The sequence below is a fragment of the Myroides profundi genome, from assembly GCF_000833025.1.
Classification (GTDB): domain Bacteria; phylum Bacteroidota; class Bacteroidia; order Flavobacteriales; family Flavobacteriaceae; genus Flavobacterium; species Flavobacterium profundi_A.
Genome location: NZ_CP010817.1, coordinates 539,102 through 557,020, shown reverse-complemented (window position 1 = coordinate 557,020; position 17,919 = coordinate 539,102). Strand labels below are relative to the sequence as shown.

Sequence of the window (17,919 nt, the reverse complement as noted above, 5' to 3'; positions counted from 1 at the left end):
TATATGATAGGCTATAGATAGCTTCTGTCATACTGTAATCAAACAAAAAACGCTCTATCATAAATTTGAAAGAGCGTTTTTTTAGTTATTATTCAAAAGAAGTCATTAACTCTATTACTTCTCTTTGTACTTCATGTCCTTTATCTTTAGTGTACCACTTCTGTAGTTCTACTTTACCAGCTTCGTCTACTACACCATGAGCCGCTTTATAATCTGTCACTACCTTTTGTCCTAAAGCAGGTCTTGGTCCCCAGTGTCCTAATACTTTTAAAGTATCTTGCTCTACAATGATCATCTTTGGGATAGCTCTTCCACCGTTTGTTAAGAATGCATCCATAAGTTCTAAATTACTATCTCTTAGTACTAATCTCATCTCCACATTAGGAGCTACTTCTGCCATCTTATTTAGGATAGGAACGATCTGTGCTGCATCACCACACCAGCTCTCTGTTATCACGATCCAAGTATACTTTTTCTTTAAACTAATTAACTTATTAGCTACCTCTTCTTCTACCTTCATCGTTTTGTCTAATCTATGTAATCTCGCTTCGTTTAACTCTGCATAGGCTAAATAATCGTCGCTAAGCCCTAAAGAGGCTTTATCATTAGTCAATGCATTAGTAACAAATTCTCTAAATTCAGTATAACTAAAACTTTTATCAATGTATTTTGAATCAATGTTTATCATTTTGTGTACTTTTATTGTTTGTTATTACCAAAGATAAACCTTTTACAGCAAATAAAATGATGACATAAGTCAGAGAGGTAAATTGTCCAAGCAAATTTAACGTCTAAGCGACATGCTCAGACCGTTAATAGCTTAGGATAATGTATTTCCGAATAGAATAAATCATTTTAGACGTGCTTAATAATTTAAATTATGATACATAAAACCAAAATCGGATTAGTGTTATCAGGTGGTGGTTATAAAGGAATAGCCCATGCAGGAGTATTACAGTTTTTAGACGAACAACATATCAAACCAGACTATCTAGCAGGTACTAGTGCAGGCTCTATAGTATCTTCATTATATGCAAGAGGTATAGAACCCAAAGAGATATTAATGTTCTTTAAATCTGTCAATATCTTTAACTGGCAACACTTTACCCTAAAAAAAGCAGGGTTAATGGATGTAAACGCATTTGATAAATACCTAAACAAAGTATTTGGAGACTTAACTATTGGTGAGTTAGACATTCCTGTTTACATTAATGCTACTGATATCGTCAATGGAAAACTGCACGTATTCACTAAAAAAACAAAAGTAGTAGATGCAATCCTTGCTTCTAGTGCCTTTCCAGGTATATTCTCACCTTATCAAATAGGTAATAAAATATATAGCGATGGAGGTATTATCAATAACTTCCCTATCGAGCTCCTAAAAAGTAAATGTGATTATATCATCGGAAGTAATGTAACGCCTATTCAACAAGTCACTGCTGATAGCTTAACATCTATACGATCTGTAACCTTCAGAGCGTATGAACTGATGACAACGATCAATAATGCTAAACTAGGTAAGCTATGTGATTGGCTAATAGAACCTCAAGAGCTTACACTCTACTCCACTTTTGAGCGCAGTAAAAAGAAAATGGAGGAGATCTATGAGTTAGGATATCAAACAGCGAAAGAGACATTCGAAGAGAATCAACATATTTTTAAAAAAGCTATTCCATAGAAGCATATAATCTTTATATTTGCAAAACTTTAAAAATATCTTTCAATGAAGTACAAAAGAATTCTACTAAAATTAAGTGGAGAAGCCTTAATGGGAGATCAACAATATGGTATTGATCCTAAGAAATTAGCAGAGTATGCTGCTGAAGTAAAAAAAGTTCACGATTTAGGTGTTGAAATTGCGATTGTAATAGGTGGAGGAAATATTTTTAGAGGCGTTGCTGGAGCAAATGTAGGGATGGACCGAGTACAAGGTGACTACATGGGAATGCTTGCTACCATTATCAATGGTATGGCATTACAAGGAGCATTAGAAGCTGCTGGAATGTTAACTAGATTACAAACTGCTTTAAAAATAGAAGCAGTAGCAGAACCTTATATCAAAAGAAGAGCTGTTCGTCACTTAGAAAAAGGAAGAATCGTAATCTTCGGTGCTGGTACAGGTAACCCTTACTTCACTACTGATACAGCTGCTGTATTAAGAGGAGTAGAGATTAACGCTGATGTAATCTTAAAAGGAACAAGAGTGGATGGTGTATATACTGCAGATCCAGAAAAAGATCCTACAGCAGTTAAATTTGAAAAAATCTCTTTCAGCGATTGTTTGACAAAAGGACTAAATGTAATGGATACTACAGCATTTACTCTAAGTAGAGAAAATGAATTGCCTATCGTAGTATTCGATATGAATAAACAAGATAATTTATTAAAAGTTTGCAAAGGAGAAGATTCAGTAGGAACTACTGTATCCGTAAACGTTAATTAATCTATAGTTATGACAGAAGAAATCAATTTAATAATCGACGCTGCCAAAGAGTCTATGGACAATACTGTAGCTCACTTAGAAAAAACATTATTAAACATCCGTGCTGGGAAAGCATCTCCACAGATGTTAGGAGCAGTATTCGTAGACTACTACGGATCACAAACTCCTCTATCTCAAGTAGCGAATGTAAATGCAGCTGATGCACGTACATTAACAGTTACTCCATGGGAGAAAAACATGTTACAACCTATCGAAAAAGCGATTATGATCGCTAATCTAGGGTTGAATCCAATGAATAACGGAGACAACATTATCATCAATATCCCTGCATTAACAGAGGAAAGACGTAAAGACTTAGCTAAACAAGCTAAAACTGAAGCGGATGATGCTAAAGTAGGTATCAGAAATGCTCGTAAAGACGCTAATAACGATATCAAAAAAGAAGAGAAAAACGGAACATCTGAAGATATCTGTAAAGATGCTGAAGAAAGAGTTCAGAAATTAACTGATGGTTTCGTAAAAAAAATAGATGATATTCTAGCTGCAAAAGAAGCAGAAATCATGAAAGTTTAAAAAAATCCGCAAGTATGCGGATTTTTTTTTGTCATATACTTTCTAATTAGAGAGTTGTTATTGCGATATCCCTATTTTTATCAGAATCGAAAGTTACTACACTCATAATCAACACATATTACTTATCTTTATAGATAACTAACACCAAAATACATTGATTATGAATACAACAATCTATTCACCAGACGAGCTCAAAAAGATAGCACCTGTATTTGGTCAACTATCCTTTGATGATCACGAGCAGATCATGTTCTGCCATGATAAAGATTCTGGCTTAAAAGCAATAATCGGTATCCACAACACTACATTAGGTCCTGCACTAGGTGGAACACGAATGTGGAACTACACATCAGAGTGGGAAGCTCTAAATGATGTACTACGCCTCTCTAGAGGAATGACTTATAAATCTGCTATCTCTGGACTAGACTTAGGAGGAGGAAAAGCTGTAATCATGGGAGATTCTAAAAAGGATAAAAGCCCAGAACTCATCAAAGCTTTTGCTCATTATGTCAACTCTCTTAGTGGAAGATATATCACAGCTGAAGACGTAGGTACTACCACTGCTGATATGGATCTAATCCATACTATCACACCTCATGTGACTGGTATATCAGAAAGTCTAGGAGGATCAGGCAACCCTTCACCAGTGACTGCTTACGGAGTATTTATGGGATTAAAAGCCGCAGTACATTATCAGTTCGGGTCAGATAACCTAGAAGGCAAAAAAGTGCTCGTACAAGGAATAGGCAATGTAGGCGAGACATTAGTAAAACACTTAACTGCTAGTGGAGCTATAGTTACAATCACTGATATCAATGAAGAGAGAGTGGCTGAAGTTGCAAAAAAATATAATACTAAAATATTTACAGGTACAGACCTATACTCAGAAGAAGTAGATATTTATTCTCCTTGTGCTTTAGGAGCAACTATCAATGATGATACTATCGAAAAAATCAAGGCAAAAGTAATAGCAGGAGCGGCAAACAATCAATTAGCAGTAGAAGCAATACACGGCAAAAGACTACAAGAACGAGGTATCGTCTATGCTCCAGACTTTTTAATCAACGCAGGAGGGATTATTAATGTTTTTGGTGAGATAGTTCACTATGGACTAGATGAAGCTTTAAAACACACTGAAAACATCTACAATACCACTTTAGAAGTACTTAACTATGCTAAAGAACACAATATAACTTCTCAACAAGCTGCCATGAAAAAAGCAGAAGACAGAATCAACAAAAAGAAAAACGCTAAATAATGATTTAAAAGCAGTCTATAATTAGGCTGCTTTTCTTTTATAACTCCCTTCTAACTCCCTTCTAACTCTCGTCCATTAACTCTTCGCTAGGATTAAAGTACTTCCATTCTTTATCTATAATCCCTAAATTCTTTATTCCCCCTCAATTATTACTTGATTATCGCAATTTCTTTATTCCATAATACACAATATTTTACTATTTTTGCAAGTATTTGAAATTGTCGAAATAAGACACTGATTATTAAAATTATAAATCACGATGAAACATACGAAAATTAACGATCTACTGGCAGGCAAAGGTCTACTCCATGAAGTTAAAGCAAAAGGATGGGTAAAAACGTTTAGAAATAACCAATTTATCGCCTTGAATGATGGATCTACGATTAACAATATTCAATGTGTTGTTGATTTAGATAAGTTCCCAGCAGAGTTGTTAAAAAAGATTCACACAGGAGCTGCAATCTCAGTTAGAGGAACATTAGTAGAGAGCCAAGGGGCTGGTCAAACTGTAGAAATACAAGTTGAAAATCTTAAAGTATACGGAGAAGCAAATCCAGAAGAATATCCGATACAACCTAAAAAACACTCTCTAGAGTTCTTACGTGAGAATGCTCACTTGAGAATCCGTACAAATGTATTTGGAGCAATTATGAGAGTGCGTAGTGTTTTATCTTACGCTGTACATAAATATTTCCAAGAGAATGGATTCTTCTATTTCAATGCACCTATCATTACAGGATCTGATGCAGAAGGAGCAGGAGAAATGTTCAGAGTAACGAACTTAGACTTAAATAATCTACCTCGTACAGAAGAAGGAAAGATAGACTTCTCACAAGATTTCTTTGGAAAGACTACTAACTTAACTGTATCAGGACAATTAGAAGCTGAGACTTATGCTATGGCATTAGGGTCAGTATATACATTCGGACCTACTTTCCGTGCTGAGAACTCAAATACATCTCGTCACTTGGCAGAGTTCTGGATGATCGAGCCAGAAGTTGCGTTTAATAACTTAGACGACAATATGGACCTAGCAGAAGACTTTATCAAATATGTAATCAACTACGTATTAGATAAATGTGCTGATGACTTAGCATTTTTAGACAAACGTTTACAAGATGAGGAAAAAACAAAACCTCAAGCTGAACGCAGTGAAATGAGTCTATTAGAAAAACTTCGTTTCGTAGTAGATAACAACTTTAAACGTGTTAGCTATACTGAGGCTGTAGATATCTTAAGAAACTGTAAGCCTAATAAAAACAAGAAGTTTAAATATATCATCGATGGATGGGGTGCAGACTTACAAAGTGAGCACGAGCGTTACTTAGTAGAAAAACACTTTAAATGTCCAGTAATTTTATTTGATTATCCAGCTGAGATTAAAGCATTCTATATGAGAATGAACGAAGATGGAAAAACAGTAAGAGCAATGGATATTTTATTCCCTGGTATCGGAGAAATCGTAGGTGGTTCTCAAAGAGAAGAGCGCTATGATGTGCTACTAGAGAAAATCGAAAAAATGGGAATAGACAAAGAAGAACTTTGGTGGTACCTAGATACAAGAAAATTCGGAACGGCTCCTCACAGTGGGTTTGGACTTGGTTTTGAACGTCTTGTATTATTTGCGACAGGAATGACGAATATCAGAGACGTGATTCCTTTCCCTAGAACACCTCAGAACGCAGAGTTTTAATATAATAAGACCTTTATAAAAGTGTTTACTTTATCACATATTTTCATTAAATTTGAAAAAGAATATGTTTTAAAGTAAACATTTTTTTTATTTGTAATTAATATTCAAAAGAATGCTTAAACAAAGTTTACAACTCAAATTATCTCAAAAATTATCTCCTCAACAAATCCAGTTGATGAAGTTAATACAATTGCCAACTTTAGCTTTTGAACAAAGACTGAAGGAAGAGCTAATTGAGAATCCTGCACTAGAGACTGGTAAAGAAAACGAGTCTACAGATGTGGATGAATTTGACAATGACTTTGAAGACTATGACAATGAACGCATAGAAGCAGAAGACATCAATATAGATGAATATCTAAGTGATGACGAAACACCTGACTATAAATTACAAGCGAATAACTACAGTAAAGACGATGATGAGTACGAAATGCCTATCATCGCACATGAATCATTTCATCAAGATCTGTTAAATCAATTAAACACCTTTATGTTAAGCGAAGGCGATAGAAAGATTGCAGAGTTCTTAGTGGGAAGTATCGATGATATAGGATACTTAAGACGTGAGACTCAAGATCTAGTAGATGACTTAGCATTCACTCAAGGTATTTATACTGACGAAGAGACGGTAGAAAGAATATTACTAATCGTACAAGAATTAGATCCTGCAGGTGTGGGTGCTAGAGACTTACAAGAGTGTCTTCTGCTACAGCTAAAACACAAAACACAATCTGATGCTGTAGATCTAGCTACAGAGATTATAGCGGATCAATTCGATGCTTTTACAAAAAAACATTACGATAAGCTATTACAGAGATATGGTGTCTCAAAAGAAAAACTTAGAAACGCTATTGATGAAATAGAAAAGCTAAATCCTAAACCAGGAGGAGCTTATATAGGTAATGAACGTACTATAGAGCACGTAGTGCCTGACTTTACTATTAAGATCAATGAAGGTGAACTTGAACTTTTATTAAATGGAAGAAATGCGCCTGAACTTCACGTCTCTAAAGATTATCAAGAGATGCTACAGTCGTACAAGGAATCTGCAAAATCTTCTAGTGCACAGAAGGATGCTGTACAGTTTATCAAACAAAAGCTAGATGGTGCTAAATGGTTTATCGACGCAATAAAACAGCGTCAAGAAACTTTATTTGTAACTATGCATGCTATCGTAGAATACCAAGAAGAATACTTTCTGACAGGAGATGAGACTAAACTAAAGCCAATGATCTTAAAAGACATTGCTGACTTAGTAGGACTCGATATCTCTACTGTATCTAGGGTAGCTAACAGTAAATATGTAGACACACCTTATGGTACTAAACTAATCAAGAACTTCTTCTCTGAAGCAATGGTTAATGATCAAGGTGAGGAAGTCTCTACATTAGAAATTAAAAAGATATTGCAAAATATCATCGGTGAAGAAGACAAGAAAAAGCCTTATCCTGATGACAAACTAGCAGAGTTACTTAAAGACAAAGGCTATCCTATCGCTAGACGTACAGTAGCTAAATATAGAGAACAATTAGACATTCCTGTAGCGAGAATGCGTAAACGTATTTAATACTGATTATTAAATGAAAAAAACAGCGAAATTATTCTCTTATATTTTTCATCCAATAACAGTCCCTTTCTTAACGACTTTATTGTATTTTTCATTAGCTCATTTCTACTTTTCTTCAGTAGAAATGTCTATTATATTAGGGCAAGTTCTAATTACAACCTGCCTATTGCCTATATGTATTTACTTTTTGTTGAGATCTCTTAAGCTTGTCAATACTTCTGTTATGGTCAGCTCAAGAAAAGAGCGTATCATCCCTTTTATCATCAACATTGTTTTACTGTTTATGCTAAAGGATTATATTCTATATAACAATAGTGCTTATACAATACGCTTATACATTTGGGGGTTAATGAATAGTTATCTCCTACTTCTATTATTTGGATTATTAAAACAGAAGTCAAGTGTCCATATCACTACATTGGTCACTAGTTTTATGTTTTACATTCACGTATTAATAGAACTACAACAGCCTAATATTATCGGGGTAATTCTTTTCGTCTTTTTAATTGGGATAGTTGCTAGTTCAAGATTGCTACTAAGAGCACATACAGCCAAAGAAATTATCCAAGGTTTTTGTATTGGAATTATACCTTCACTAGTCTATATTTTTATCAATTATAAAATATAAAACATTACTCCTACATTTAGAAGTCTTAGTTTATTAGAATCCCATTTCAACACCTCATCTTTATATACACTATTAAGTCCATAATACATATAAACGTTCCATGTATTAAACCCTGCTGATAGATAGACTCCATACAGCCATTTATTCACATTAGGATCCCCTTTATAAGTAGCAGAGTAATCACTTGTAGTAGTTTTCGTACGATCCCCAAAAACATAACTAGCCTTAAACCCTAAATAAACACGCCAAAACTTATGACTATATGGTGTTGAGTTTCTCCAGCGAAGTTCAATAGGAAAATCAATAGCATGCAATGATAAACTACTTTTCTTATACGAACCTAAAATAACATGTTCGTTCTCTGGTGTTATCCCGAGATTACCTCTTAGGTTCAGATAAGAATATCCTACTCCAGGAGCTATAGCTACAGTCCTAGATTTATTAATAGGGAAGTCTCTTAAGAATCCTCCATTCATTCCAATAGATACGGAGCTAGGAGAAAAACCAGCAGGCTTACCTTGCATTAGCGTATGTGTGATACCAAAATAAAACTGATCTTCTCTATATTTAAAATCAACTGTTTTTAAAGAATCTTGAACAGTCTCATTTATATTTTCATTTGACTCAACGTATTCTTGTCCGTGAGCGATAAAACTGCTCAACAACACAATACCTATAACTAGTAATTTTCTCATAGCTTCTTAGAATTAAAACGCGTAAGTTAACCCTACTCCTAAAGTTTGTTTAAACTGCACCTTAGGGCCTTCCATAACCTGCACACCATCTCTCACAACTTTATTCTTTACATTATCATCATAAATCATATACGTTCCTACATTAGCACGTACATAATCATTAACCTTAAGGTCTAACTTCATCTCAAACATGACATTTACATTACCAAAGTTGTTTAGATAATCACTATACAAAGTTAGTTTATGTTGATAAAACATATTTTTAAATATCTCTCTCTTCCATTCACTACTCAATAAAAAACCTATTTCTGCTTTATGATTAGATCCATGTCTAATAATATTACCTAAGTCGTCTTTCTCTGCTTTAGTCACACCGAATGCTCCTTGATCTGCTAATGTCTGATCTAAAACGAATGTTGCTTTATGCGTTAATGGTGAAATATAAAACTTCATCTCTGTCTTAGGATCTATATACTCAGCTCCGACCCCGACGAATAAATATGCAGGAGCAAACCAAGCTGATACAGGATTATCAGTATCAGGATAATTATATCCGTTGGTAAACTGCGTTTTGAAGTTTAGCTTCGCTACATAATACCAATCCGAAATTGCAGAAGACTTATACCCAAAAGCAGAGTTTAATTCTAATACATCATCTGTCTTACGAGATTCTCTTCCAGACTGCTTATTCAGTCCATATCTTAAATTTAATGTATTTTCCCATAATAAACGTCCCTTAATATACTTTCGTCCAAATTCCCCTTTTAAAAGTCCTGAAATAGAATTATCTCCTCCAGCACTCCAATTGACAAAAGCAATCTGATTAAAGTCTAACCCTAAGCGATTTTCTTTTTCCCAATAACCTATTATCTCGTTGTTAATAGGTAAAAGACTTAAATTTATATTAGGATTATAATTGGTCTTTATCTTATTCATCTTAGGCTTCTTTCTTTCCACATATACCGCAGGTTTTAAGAAAGATTCTCCCCTATCATTCTTATCATATATAATCGTTCCCCCACTGTAATCTTTATACGGGATCACTCCCATTAAGGGATTAAATGGATTCTCTTCTACGCGTAAAGTATCTTTCTTTACATTTTGAGCATTCTTATTTTCTGGTTGTTTACCTTCTGTTACTTCTTGCCCATACATCTGTAAACAACTTCCTAATACAACTAAACCAAGTAAACCGTTCTTAATCTTTCCCAAAACTTAATTCTTTATTATTGCAACTAAACTTTCTGTATCTATTCCACATAACTGTTGTTGTTCTAGCACAGTCGCATGTTCTATAAATTCATCTTTAACTCCTAGCACCTCCACAACAATATGAGGATAATACTTCGTAACAAACTGACTCACTGTACTACCAAAACCTCCTACTACAGTTCCATCTTCTATAGTTACTATTTTTTCATATTCTTGACAGATATGATGTAATACTTCTTCATTCAATGGTTTTACAAACATAAAGTGATAATGTGACCAAGCAGTACTATCACATACATCCATTGCCTTAACTACATTATTACCAATAGTTCCTGTAGAGATAAATGCAAATTTATTTCCTTTTTTGATTTGAGAAACACTTCCTACATTAATTTTCTCAAATGGCAATTTCCAAGAATATTCAATAACGCCTTTCCCTCTAGGATAACGTATTGCTATCGGATGATTTAGCCCTAACTGAGCTGTATATAATAAATTGCGCAACTCTAATTCATTTAAAGGTGCTGCAATAATCATATTAGGAATACAATTTAAATAAGCAATATCATACACCCCTTGATGTGTCGCTCCATCCTCACCCACTAATCCAGCTCTATCTAAACAGAATATCACAGGAAGATTCTGTAAAGCCACATCGTGAATAACTTGATCATAGGCACGCTGTAAAAAAGTAGAATATATCGCACAGAAAGGAATTAAACCTTCTGTAGCCATACCCGCAGCTAATGTCACTGCATGCTGTTCTGCTATCCCTACATCTATTGCTCTATCTGGATAAGCGTCCATCATAAACTTCAATGAACTACCCGTAGGCATCGCAGGAGTAATACCTACTATCTTCTCATTAGCATCAGCAAGCTCAACTAAAGTTAATCCAAAAACATCTTGGAACTTAGAAGGGAACTCATTCTCTTTCTTAGGTATTAACTCTCCTGTGTCTTTATTAAACTTACCAGGAGCGTGGTATTTTACCTGATCTTCTTCCGCTTGTTTTAGTCCTTTTCCTTTTGTTGTAATAACATGTAGAAACTTAGGGCCTTTTATATTCTTTAATCTTTCGAGTTCTTTTATTAATCTAGGCAAATCATGACCATCTATTGGTCCGTGATAATCAAAGTTTAAAGACTTAATCATATTATTTGCACGTGGATTACTTCCATCCTTCACCGATGTCAAATAATCTTTTAATGCACCTACACTAGGATCTATACCTATAGCATTATCATTAAGCACCACTAACATATTAGTATCTGTCACCCCTGCATGATTTAATCCTTCAAAGGCCATTCCTGATGCAATAGACGCATCACCTACAACAGCGATATGACATCTATCTTCTTCCCCTTTTAACTTAGCTGCGATAGCCATACCTAAAATAGCAGAAATAGCAGTAGACGAATGCCCTACTCCGAAAGCATCATAAACACTCTCTTCTCTCAAAGGAAATCCACTGATACCGCCTTTTTGTCTATTGGTGTGAAATACTTGTTGTCTACCAGTAAGTAGTTTATGTCCATAAGCCTGATGGCCAACATCCCATACCAAATTATCACTAGGAGTATCGAATACATAATGTAGCGCAATGGTCAATTCCACTACACCCAAGCTCGCTCCTAGATGCCCTTCTTTACTAGCAACTATATCAATAATAAATTCTCTCAACTCCACAGCTAATCCTTTCAATTCTTCAATTGTAAGATTCTTTAAGTCAGCTGGAGTGTTAATATGTTCAAGTAAGTTTTTAGACATTCTAAATAAAATAAAAACAAAATTACAATTTTGTTTTTACTTTTGACTTTGCATTTATGTTAACACAAAAGAATGGATACATTTTTCACAGATGAATATTTTATGCGTATTGCTCTAAGCGAAGCAAAAGAAGCGTATGATAAGGGAGAAATCCCTGTAGGAGCAATCGTAGTTGCCAACAACCAAATTATAGCTAAAAGTCACAATTTGACAGAGCTATTACACGATGTGACTGCTCATGCGGAGATACAAGCTATCTCTTCTGCTGCTAATTACTTAAACGCTAAATATTTGAAAAACTGCACTTTATTTGTAACTTTAGAACCTTGTCAGATGTGTGCAGGAGCCCTTTATTGGAGTCAAATAACCAAAGTTGTTTATGGTGCATCTGATGATAAAAGAGGATATAAAGCCATAGGAGGACAACTCCATCCAAAGACTGAAGTAGTCTATGGCGTTCTTGAACAAGAATGTACGGCTTTAATGAAATCGTTTTTTGAAAATAAAAGAAAATAAAAAACTGCTTATAACTATGAAATTCAGAAATCTACTTATCCTCATCTGCTGTGCTTTTATAGCACTCCAGTCTTGTAAAAAGAATGGGGATTTAAATGTCAATTTATCCAACCCTAAGCTTTTTAGTGAATATATACTTGCTTTTACGGCAGGTGTTATCTCTACTAAAGATCCTATCGATATCAGTATTCCTAAAAACTGGAAAAACTGGGCTCCTAATGAAGAATTGGACAGTGACCTATTTACAATTACACCAGCTGTAAAAGGGAAAGTAGTATACTTACCTACAGATGTGATCCGTTTTATCCCTTCTGAGCGATTAAAACAAGATCAGAGATATAATATTACTTTTCATTTAGACAAAGTTACAGAGACAGAAGATGCCTTAAAGAACTTCTCTTTTATGGTGATGACTGTACCTCAGACATTCCATACACAGTTATTAGACCTTCAGAGTGTATCTGATACAGAATATGTTCTTAATGGTGTACTGACTACAAGTGACTGGCTAACTACTGCTGATGCAAAAAAAGTACTTACTGCAGTACAAGAAAAAAAGAACTTAGATCTAAAATTTGATAGTGATGATAAAACAGAAGCTAAAGAATTTAAGTTCACAATCAATAAGATTAAGAGAAACCCTTCAGAATCATCGATTGATATCGTTATCAATGGTAAACCTGTAAATAATGCTGCTAAAAGCACTGAAATACACACAGTACCTCAACAGAATTACTTTGATCACTTTAAGGTTGAACCTGTAGCTGATGACGCACAAGCTTTTTGGATTAACTTTTCGAACCCTCTTAAGAAGAATCAAGACTTTAATGGTCTTATAGACTTAGAGAATAACGACGCAAAACTAACTTTCTCAACAGATGGAAACGTATTAAAAGTATTTGCAGACAAACCGTTACAAGACAAAATCAATATTAGAATCAGTTCAGGTATTGAAGATAACAAAGGGAATAAAACGCTAACTACGGAAGTAGTAGAGCTAAACTTCGGTATTCCTAAACCTGATGTACAACTAATCAACAGTGGTACAATATTACCTAGCTCAGAGAATTTAAAAATAAACTTTAGAGCTACTACTCTAAAAGCTGTAGATGTAAAAGTTTACAAAATATACGAAAACAATATTCTTCAATTCTTACAAGAGAATAATATAGATGGAAAATACAGCCTTAACAGAGTAGCTGATCCTATCGCAAAAACTACAATTAAACTGACGAATGCGAACCCTAAAGCATTAATGCAGTACAATACTTATGCCTTAGACTTATCTACTCTTATTAGTCCTGATCCAGGAGCAATATACAGAGTGGAGTTCTCATTTGACCGTTCGCACTCACTATATGGATGTACTGAGAGTCAAGACAGCGAGACTACAGATGAGGATATAGAAGAAGATACAGATGAGGAACTAAATCAAGATGACGAGTATTATGATGATGATTACTACTATTACTATGACTGGAGCGAGAAAGATGACCCTTGTTCTAAATCTTACTACTACTATCACGAGAAAGCAGCTACTAATGTATTAGCTACTGACTTAGGTGTGATTATTAAAGGTGGTAATAATAACATCTATACAACGATTGTTACAAATCTAATTACAACAGATCCTGTTGCGGCAGCTACAGTAGAATTCTATACCTATAGACAACAATTAATTACTTCTGCGAAGACAGACACTAACGGTATACTTACTGTTAATTTAGAGAAAAAGAAACCTGCCTTTGCTATTATAAAAGATGATAGAAATACAACTTATGTAAAAATAGATGAGGCAAACTCTCTATCTATGAGTAACTATGATGTAGATGGTACTACATTACAAAAAGGTATCAATGGATATATCTATACTGAAAGAGGAGTATGGAGACCAGGAGACAACATTTACCTAGATTTCATTCTTGATGATCTAGCTAATCCTCTACCTGCTAACCACCCGATCAAACTAACTTTCTCTGATCCTTATGGGAAAGTAGTTGACCAGATAGTACAGAAAAAGAATGCTAATAATCACTACGCTTATGTTTTAAAAACAAACCCTGAATCTCTTACTGGGAATTGGCAGGCAGTTGTAAGTGTAGGAGGAGCTAAATTCTACAAGCAAATTAAAATCGAAACGATAAAACCGAATCGTTTAAAAATTAAAAACACAATCGAAGGCAAAACTGTTTACAGCAATAGTAACAGTGCTAGAGTCGACTATAACGTACAGTGGCTACAAGGAAGTGTTGCTAAAAACTTAAAAGCTGAAGTAACCCTTAAGTTACTTCCTCAAACAACAACTTTCTCTAACTATAAAGCGTATTCATTTAGTAACAGCTTGAGTTCTTATGGTTCTCAAGAGATAAATGCTTTCTCAGGATCAACTGACTTTGAAGGTGACTTTGCCTTTTTTGTTAATCTAAACAATATACCTGAAAACACAGGAATGCTAAAAGCAATCTTCACTTCTAAGGTATATGAAAACGGAGGTGATGTATCTACTGATGTATCTACAGCTACGATCTCTCCATACAATACCTATGTAGGGATAAAGGCACCGGACGCTAATAAATACGGATATTATCAAACAGACGAACCACTTAAATTCTCTTTTATAACTGTGAATGCACAAGGGGCTCCTAAATCTCATGATATCAACGTAACTGTTTATAGAAAAAAAGGATATTGGTGGTGGAGCTCTAATAACAATGGAGCTTCTAGCTACAGTAGTTCAGACTACTACTCTGTGTATAAAGATGCGGTGGATTATACTACATCTTCTAACGGTACAGCTACTATGTCTCTGACTATTCCAGAACAAGACTGGGGTACTTATGAGATTGTAGCTCGTGATAAATATGGTAAACATATAGCTTCTTCAGTAGTATATGTAGACTACCCTTATTGGTCTGGTAAAACCAAACATTCACAAGGAAAAGAAGCTACAGTATTAGCCCTAGCTACAGATAAAAAAGATTATAATACAGGAGAGAAGATAAAACTATCTTTCCCATCTAGTGAAGGTGGTAGAGCATTAATCTCTATAGAGAATGGATCTACTGTATTAGAGACACATTGGGTGAAAACTCAAAAAGGAGAAACTACATTCGAAATCGCTACTACAGAAGCGATGTCGCCTAATGTATACATCAATGTATCTGCTATACAGCCACATGCTTCTACGTTAAATAACTCTCCTATACGTATGTATGGAGTAGCTCCTATCAATGTATACAATAAGAAGACTAAGCTAGAGCCTGTTCTGACTATGCCTGACAAACTAAAACCTGAACAAGAATTCACTGTTCAAGTAAAAGAAAAGGCAGGTCAAAAAATGACCTATACTATAGCGATAGTAGAAGACGGTCTACTAGATCTAACACGTTTTAAGACTCCTAATCCATGGGATAACTTCTATAGCAAAACTGCCTTAGGTGTGCGTACTTGGGATATTTATGACAACGTTATTGGAGCTTATGGTGGTGCTATTAATCAAGTATTCAGCATAGGGGGAGATGAAGACCTTGGAGCTGGTCAAGTGAAGAAAGCAAATAGATTTAAACCTGTTGTTATCCACTTAGGTCCATTCGTTCTTGATGGAGGAAAAACTGGAACTCATAAAGTAAAACTACCTAAGTACATAGGATCAGTTCGTACGATGGTGGTTGCTTCTAATGTAGCTACTAAAGCATACGGAAGTGTAGAAAAAACGGTCAAAGTAAACAACCCTCTGATGATACTAGGTTCTCTTCCTAGAAGAGCTGTACCAGGAGAGAAAGTAACGCTACCGATTACAGTATTCGCTATGGAAAGCCATGTGAAAAATGTAACTGTAAAAGTAAAAACAGATGACAAGTTTAAGATTCAGAATAATGCTACACAGGAAATAACATTCAGTGAACCTGACGAAAAAGTAGTGTACTGTGACTTAGAAGTACAACAAAAAACAGGTATTTCTAAGATAGAAATAGAAGCTATATCTGGTAAAGAGAGAGCTACTTATGTAGTAGAATTAGATGTACTAAATCCTAATCCTATCACTGTAAAGACAGAAGATATCGTATTAGAACCGAATAGTACAAATAAAATCGAATGGGAGAAGTTTGGAGTGACAGGTAGTAATAAAGCTACTCTAGAGCTATCTACTTTCCCTGGTATCAATCTAACATCTAGATTAAACTTCTTGATTAAATATCCTCACGGATGTAGTGAGCAGGTGACTTCTGGAGTATTCCCTCAGATCTTCTTAGAAGACTTAGTTTATGTAAGTAAGAGCAAAAAAGAAAGTCTACAGCGCAATATCAACGAAGGGTTAAAGACATTAGCTCAACGTCAGATGGCAGATGGTAGCTTTAGATACTGGAGCAGTGATTCTTATTCTGATGACTGGACTACTTCATACATCTTACACTTCTTAATCGAAGCTGAAAAAAGAGGCTATGCATTACCTATTGGAAGTAAAGCTAATGCAATCGCTTATCAACAAAAAGCTGTAAGATCATGGTCATACAGCAGTCGTTATAATAATGATATTGCACAGGCTTATAGATTATACACACTAGCACTAGCTGGTAATGCTGATTTAGCTTCTATGAACAGACTAAGAGAGACTACTGGTATTTCTGCTGATACGAAGTTACGTCTTGCAGCAGCCTATGCTTTAGCGGGTCAAAAAGAAGCTGCTAATAAACTAATAGCAAGCTCACCTATTATAGAGAATAATCAATCTCAGTATTACTATTATGGTTCTTATGAGAGAAGATTAGCGATGGCATTAGAAACACTTATTCTGACTAAATCGAATAATAAGTTAATGCATGAATACGCTAATACATTGGCAAAAAGATTAGGTTCTAATACATGGATGAGTACACAGAGTACAGCATTTGGACTGAACGTGATCTCAGCTTATGTAAAGAATAATAAATCAAAAGAAGGTATTAATGTAGACTTCACAAGTAATGGAACGACTACAAATGCTACGACAAAAAACAATATGTATGAGTATGACTTTAAAACGATATCTTCTACTAATGAAGTTAGTTTAATCAATAAGAATACTTCTACTGTTTATGCTCGCGTGGCTTATAGTGGTATCCTTCCTGTAGGAAAAGAATTGACAGACGAAAGTAATATCAGTATTCGCACCTCATTTAGAGATGCAAGTCAGCAAGTAATTAACCCTACTCAGCTGAGCCAAGGAACAGAGTTCTCTGCTTATATTACGATTACGAATACCACTGTTAACAGCATTGATAATGTAGCATTGACACAAATTATCCCATCTGGATGGGAGATTGTAAACCTGAGATACACAGATGCTGGTGAAGTGAGTAATCCTGTACAACACACAGATATCAGAGATGACCGTTCTAACTTCTACTTCAGTCTTAATCCAAGAGAGACGAAGACATTAAGAGTAGTATTAAATGCATCTTACCTAGGTAAATATTATATGCCAGGAGTCTATGCAGAAGCGATGTATGACAATTCATACAGATGCCGTACAGCAGGACAATGGATAGAAGTAGTAAAATAATAAATTGACAATCATTAAATAA

13 protein-coding genes are annotated in these 17,919 nt (G+C 34.9%); 9 read left to right on the top strand and 4 right to left on the bottom strand.

Annotated features, from left to right (window positions below; all coding sequences use genetic code 11):
* Positions 1-88: 88 nt before the first annotated feature.
* Complete coding sequence (locus MPR_RS02525; protein ID WP_041888850.1) at positions 89-688, bottom strand: thioredoxin family protein; 600 nt, start codon at positions 686-688, stop codon at positions 89-91.
* A gap of 192 nt (positions 689-880) precedes the next feature.
* Here MPR_RS02525 and MPR_RS02520 point away from each other — a divergent pair, with 192 nt between their 5' ends.
* The 7 genes from MPR_RS02520 (at position 881) to MPR_RS02490 (ending at position 8,162) form a co-directional block, all read left to right on the top strand.
* Entirely contained in the window at positions 881-1,678 is a 798-nt protein-coding gene (locus MPR_RS02520) for a patatin-like phospholipase family protein (RefSeq protein WP_041888849.1), read from the top strand.
* Positions 1,679-1,723: 45 nt separating this feature from the next.
* Positions 1,724-2,443: a UMP kinase gene (gene pyrH / locus MPR_RS02515; RefSeq protein ID WP_041888848.1), complete on the top strand. Its 720-nt coding sequence runs from the start codon at positions 1,724-1,726 to the stop codon at positions 2,441-2,443.
* Positions 2,444-2,452: 9 nt separating this feature from the next.
* Positions 2,453-3,016 carry a ribosome recycling factor gene (gene frr, locus MPR_RS02510; RefSeq protein ID WP_041888847.1) on the top strand — a complete coding sequence of 188 codons (564 nt, stop codon included), beginning with the start codon at positions 2,453-2,455 and terminating at the stop codon, positions 3,014-3,016.
* Positions 3,017-3,176: 160 nt separating this feature from the next.
* A complete protein-coding gene (locus MPR_RS02505) occupies positions 3,177-4,274 on the top strand; it encodes a Glu/Leu/Phe/Val dehydrogenase dimerization domain-containing protein (RefSeq protein WP_041888845.1) in 1,098 nt (365 codons plus the stop codon).
* A 259-nt stretch (positions 4,275-4,533) separates the two neighbouring features.
* Positions 4,534-5,967: an asparagine--tRNA ligase gene (gene asnS / locus MPR_RS02500; protein WP_006257388.1), complete on the top strand. Its 1,434-nt coding sequence runs from the start codon at positions 4,534-4,536 to the stop codon at positions 5,965-5,967.
* Between the two features lie 112 nt (positions 5,968-6,079).
* Positions 6,080-7,534 carry an RNA polymerase factor sigma-54 gene (gene rpoN / locus MPR_RS02495; protein WP_041888843.1) on the top strand — a complete coding sequence of 485 codons (1,455 nt, stop codon included), beginning with the start codon at positions 6,080-6,082 and terminating at the stop codon, positions 7,532-7,534.
* 13 nt (positions 7,535-7,547) lie between these two features.
* Positions 7,548-8,162: a hypothetical protein gene (locus MPR_RS02490; protein WP_041888841.1), complete on the top strand. Its 615-nt coding sequence runs from the start codon at positions 7,548-7,550 to the stop codon at positions 8,160-8,162.
* On the opposite strand, the gene MPR_RS02485 is transcribed toward MPR_RS02490, so the two are convergent.
* The 3 genes from MPR_RS02485 to MPR_RS02475 are packed head-to-tail and all read right to left on the bottom strand — an operon-like array spanning position 8,150 to position 11,839.
* A complete protein-coding gene (locus tag MPR_RS02485) occupies positions 8,150-8,857 on the bottom strand; it encodes a porin family protein (protein ID WP_041888839.1) in 708 nt (235 codons plus the stop codon). The genes MPR_RS02490 and MPR_RS02485 overlap by 13 nt on opposite strands.
* Positions 8,858-8,869: 12 nt before the next feature.
* Positions 8,870-10,069 carry a DUF3078 domain-containing protein gene (locus MPR_RS02480; RefSeq protein ID WP_041888837.1) on the bottom strand — a complete coding sequence of 400 codons (1,200 nt, stop codon included), beginning with the start codon at positions 10,067-10,069 and terminating at the stop codon, positions 8,870-8,872.
* A 3-nt stretch (positions 10,070-10,072) separates the two neighbouring features.
* Complete coding sequence (locus tag MPR_RS02475; protein WP_041888835.1) at positions 10,073-11,839, bottom strand: 1-deoxy-D-xylulose-5-phosphate synthase; 1,767 nt, start codon at positions 11,837-11,839, stop codon at positions 10,073-10,075.
* Between the two features lie 72 nt (positions 11,840-11,911).
* Between MPR_RS02475 and MPR_RS02470 the strand changes: the two genes are divergently transcribed.
* Positions 11,912-12,355, top strand: a complete 444-nt coding sequence (locus tag MPR_RS02470) for a nucleoside deaminase (RefSeq protein WP_041888833.1) — start codon at positions 11,912-11,914, stop codon at positions 12,353-12,355.
* Between the two features lie 16 nt (positions 12,356-12,371).
* Positions 12,372-17,897, top strand: a complete 5,526-nt coding sequence (locus tag MPR_RS02465; RefSeq protein WP_041895126.1) for an alpha-2-macroglobulin family protein — start codon at positions 12,372-12,374, stop codon at positions 17,895-17,897.
* Positions 17,898-17,919 lie beyond the last annotated feature (22 nt).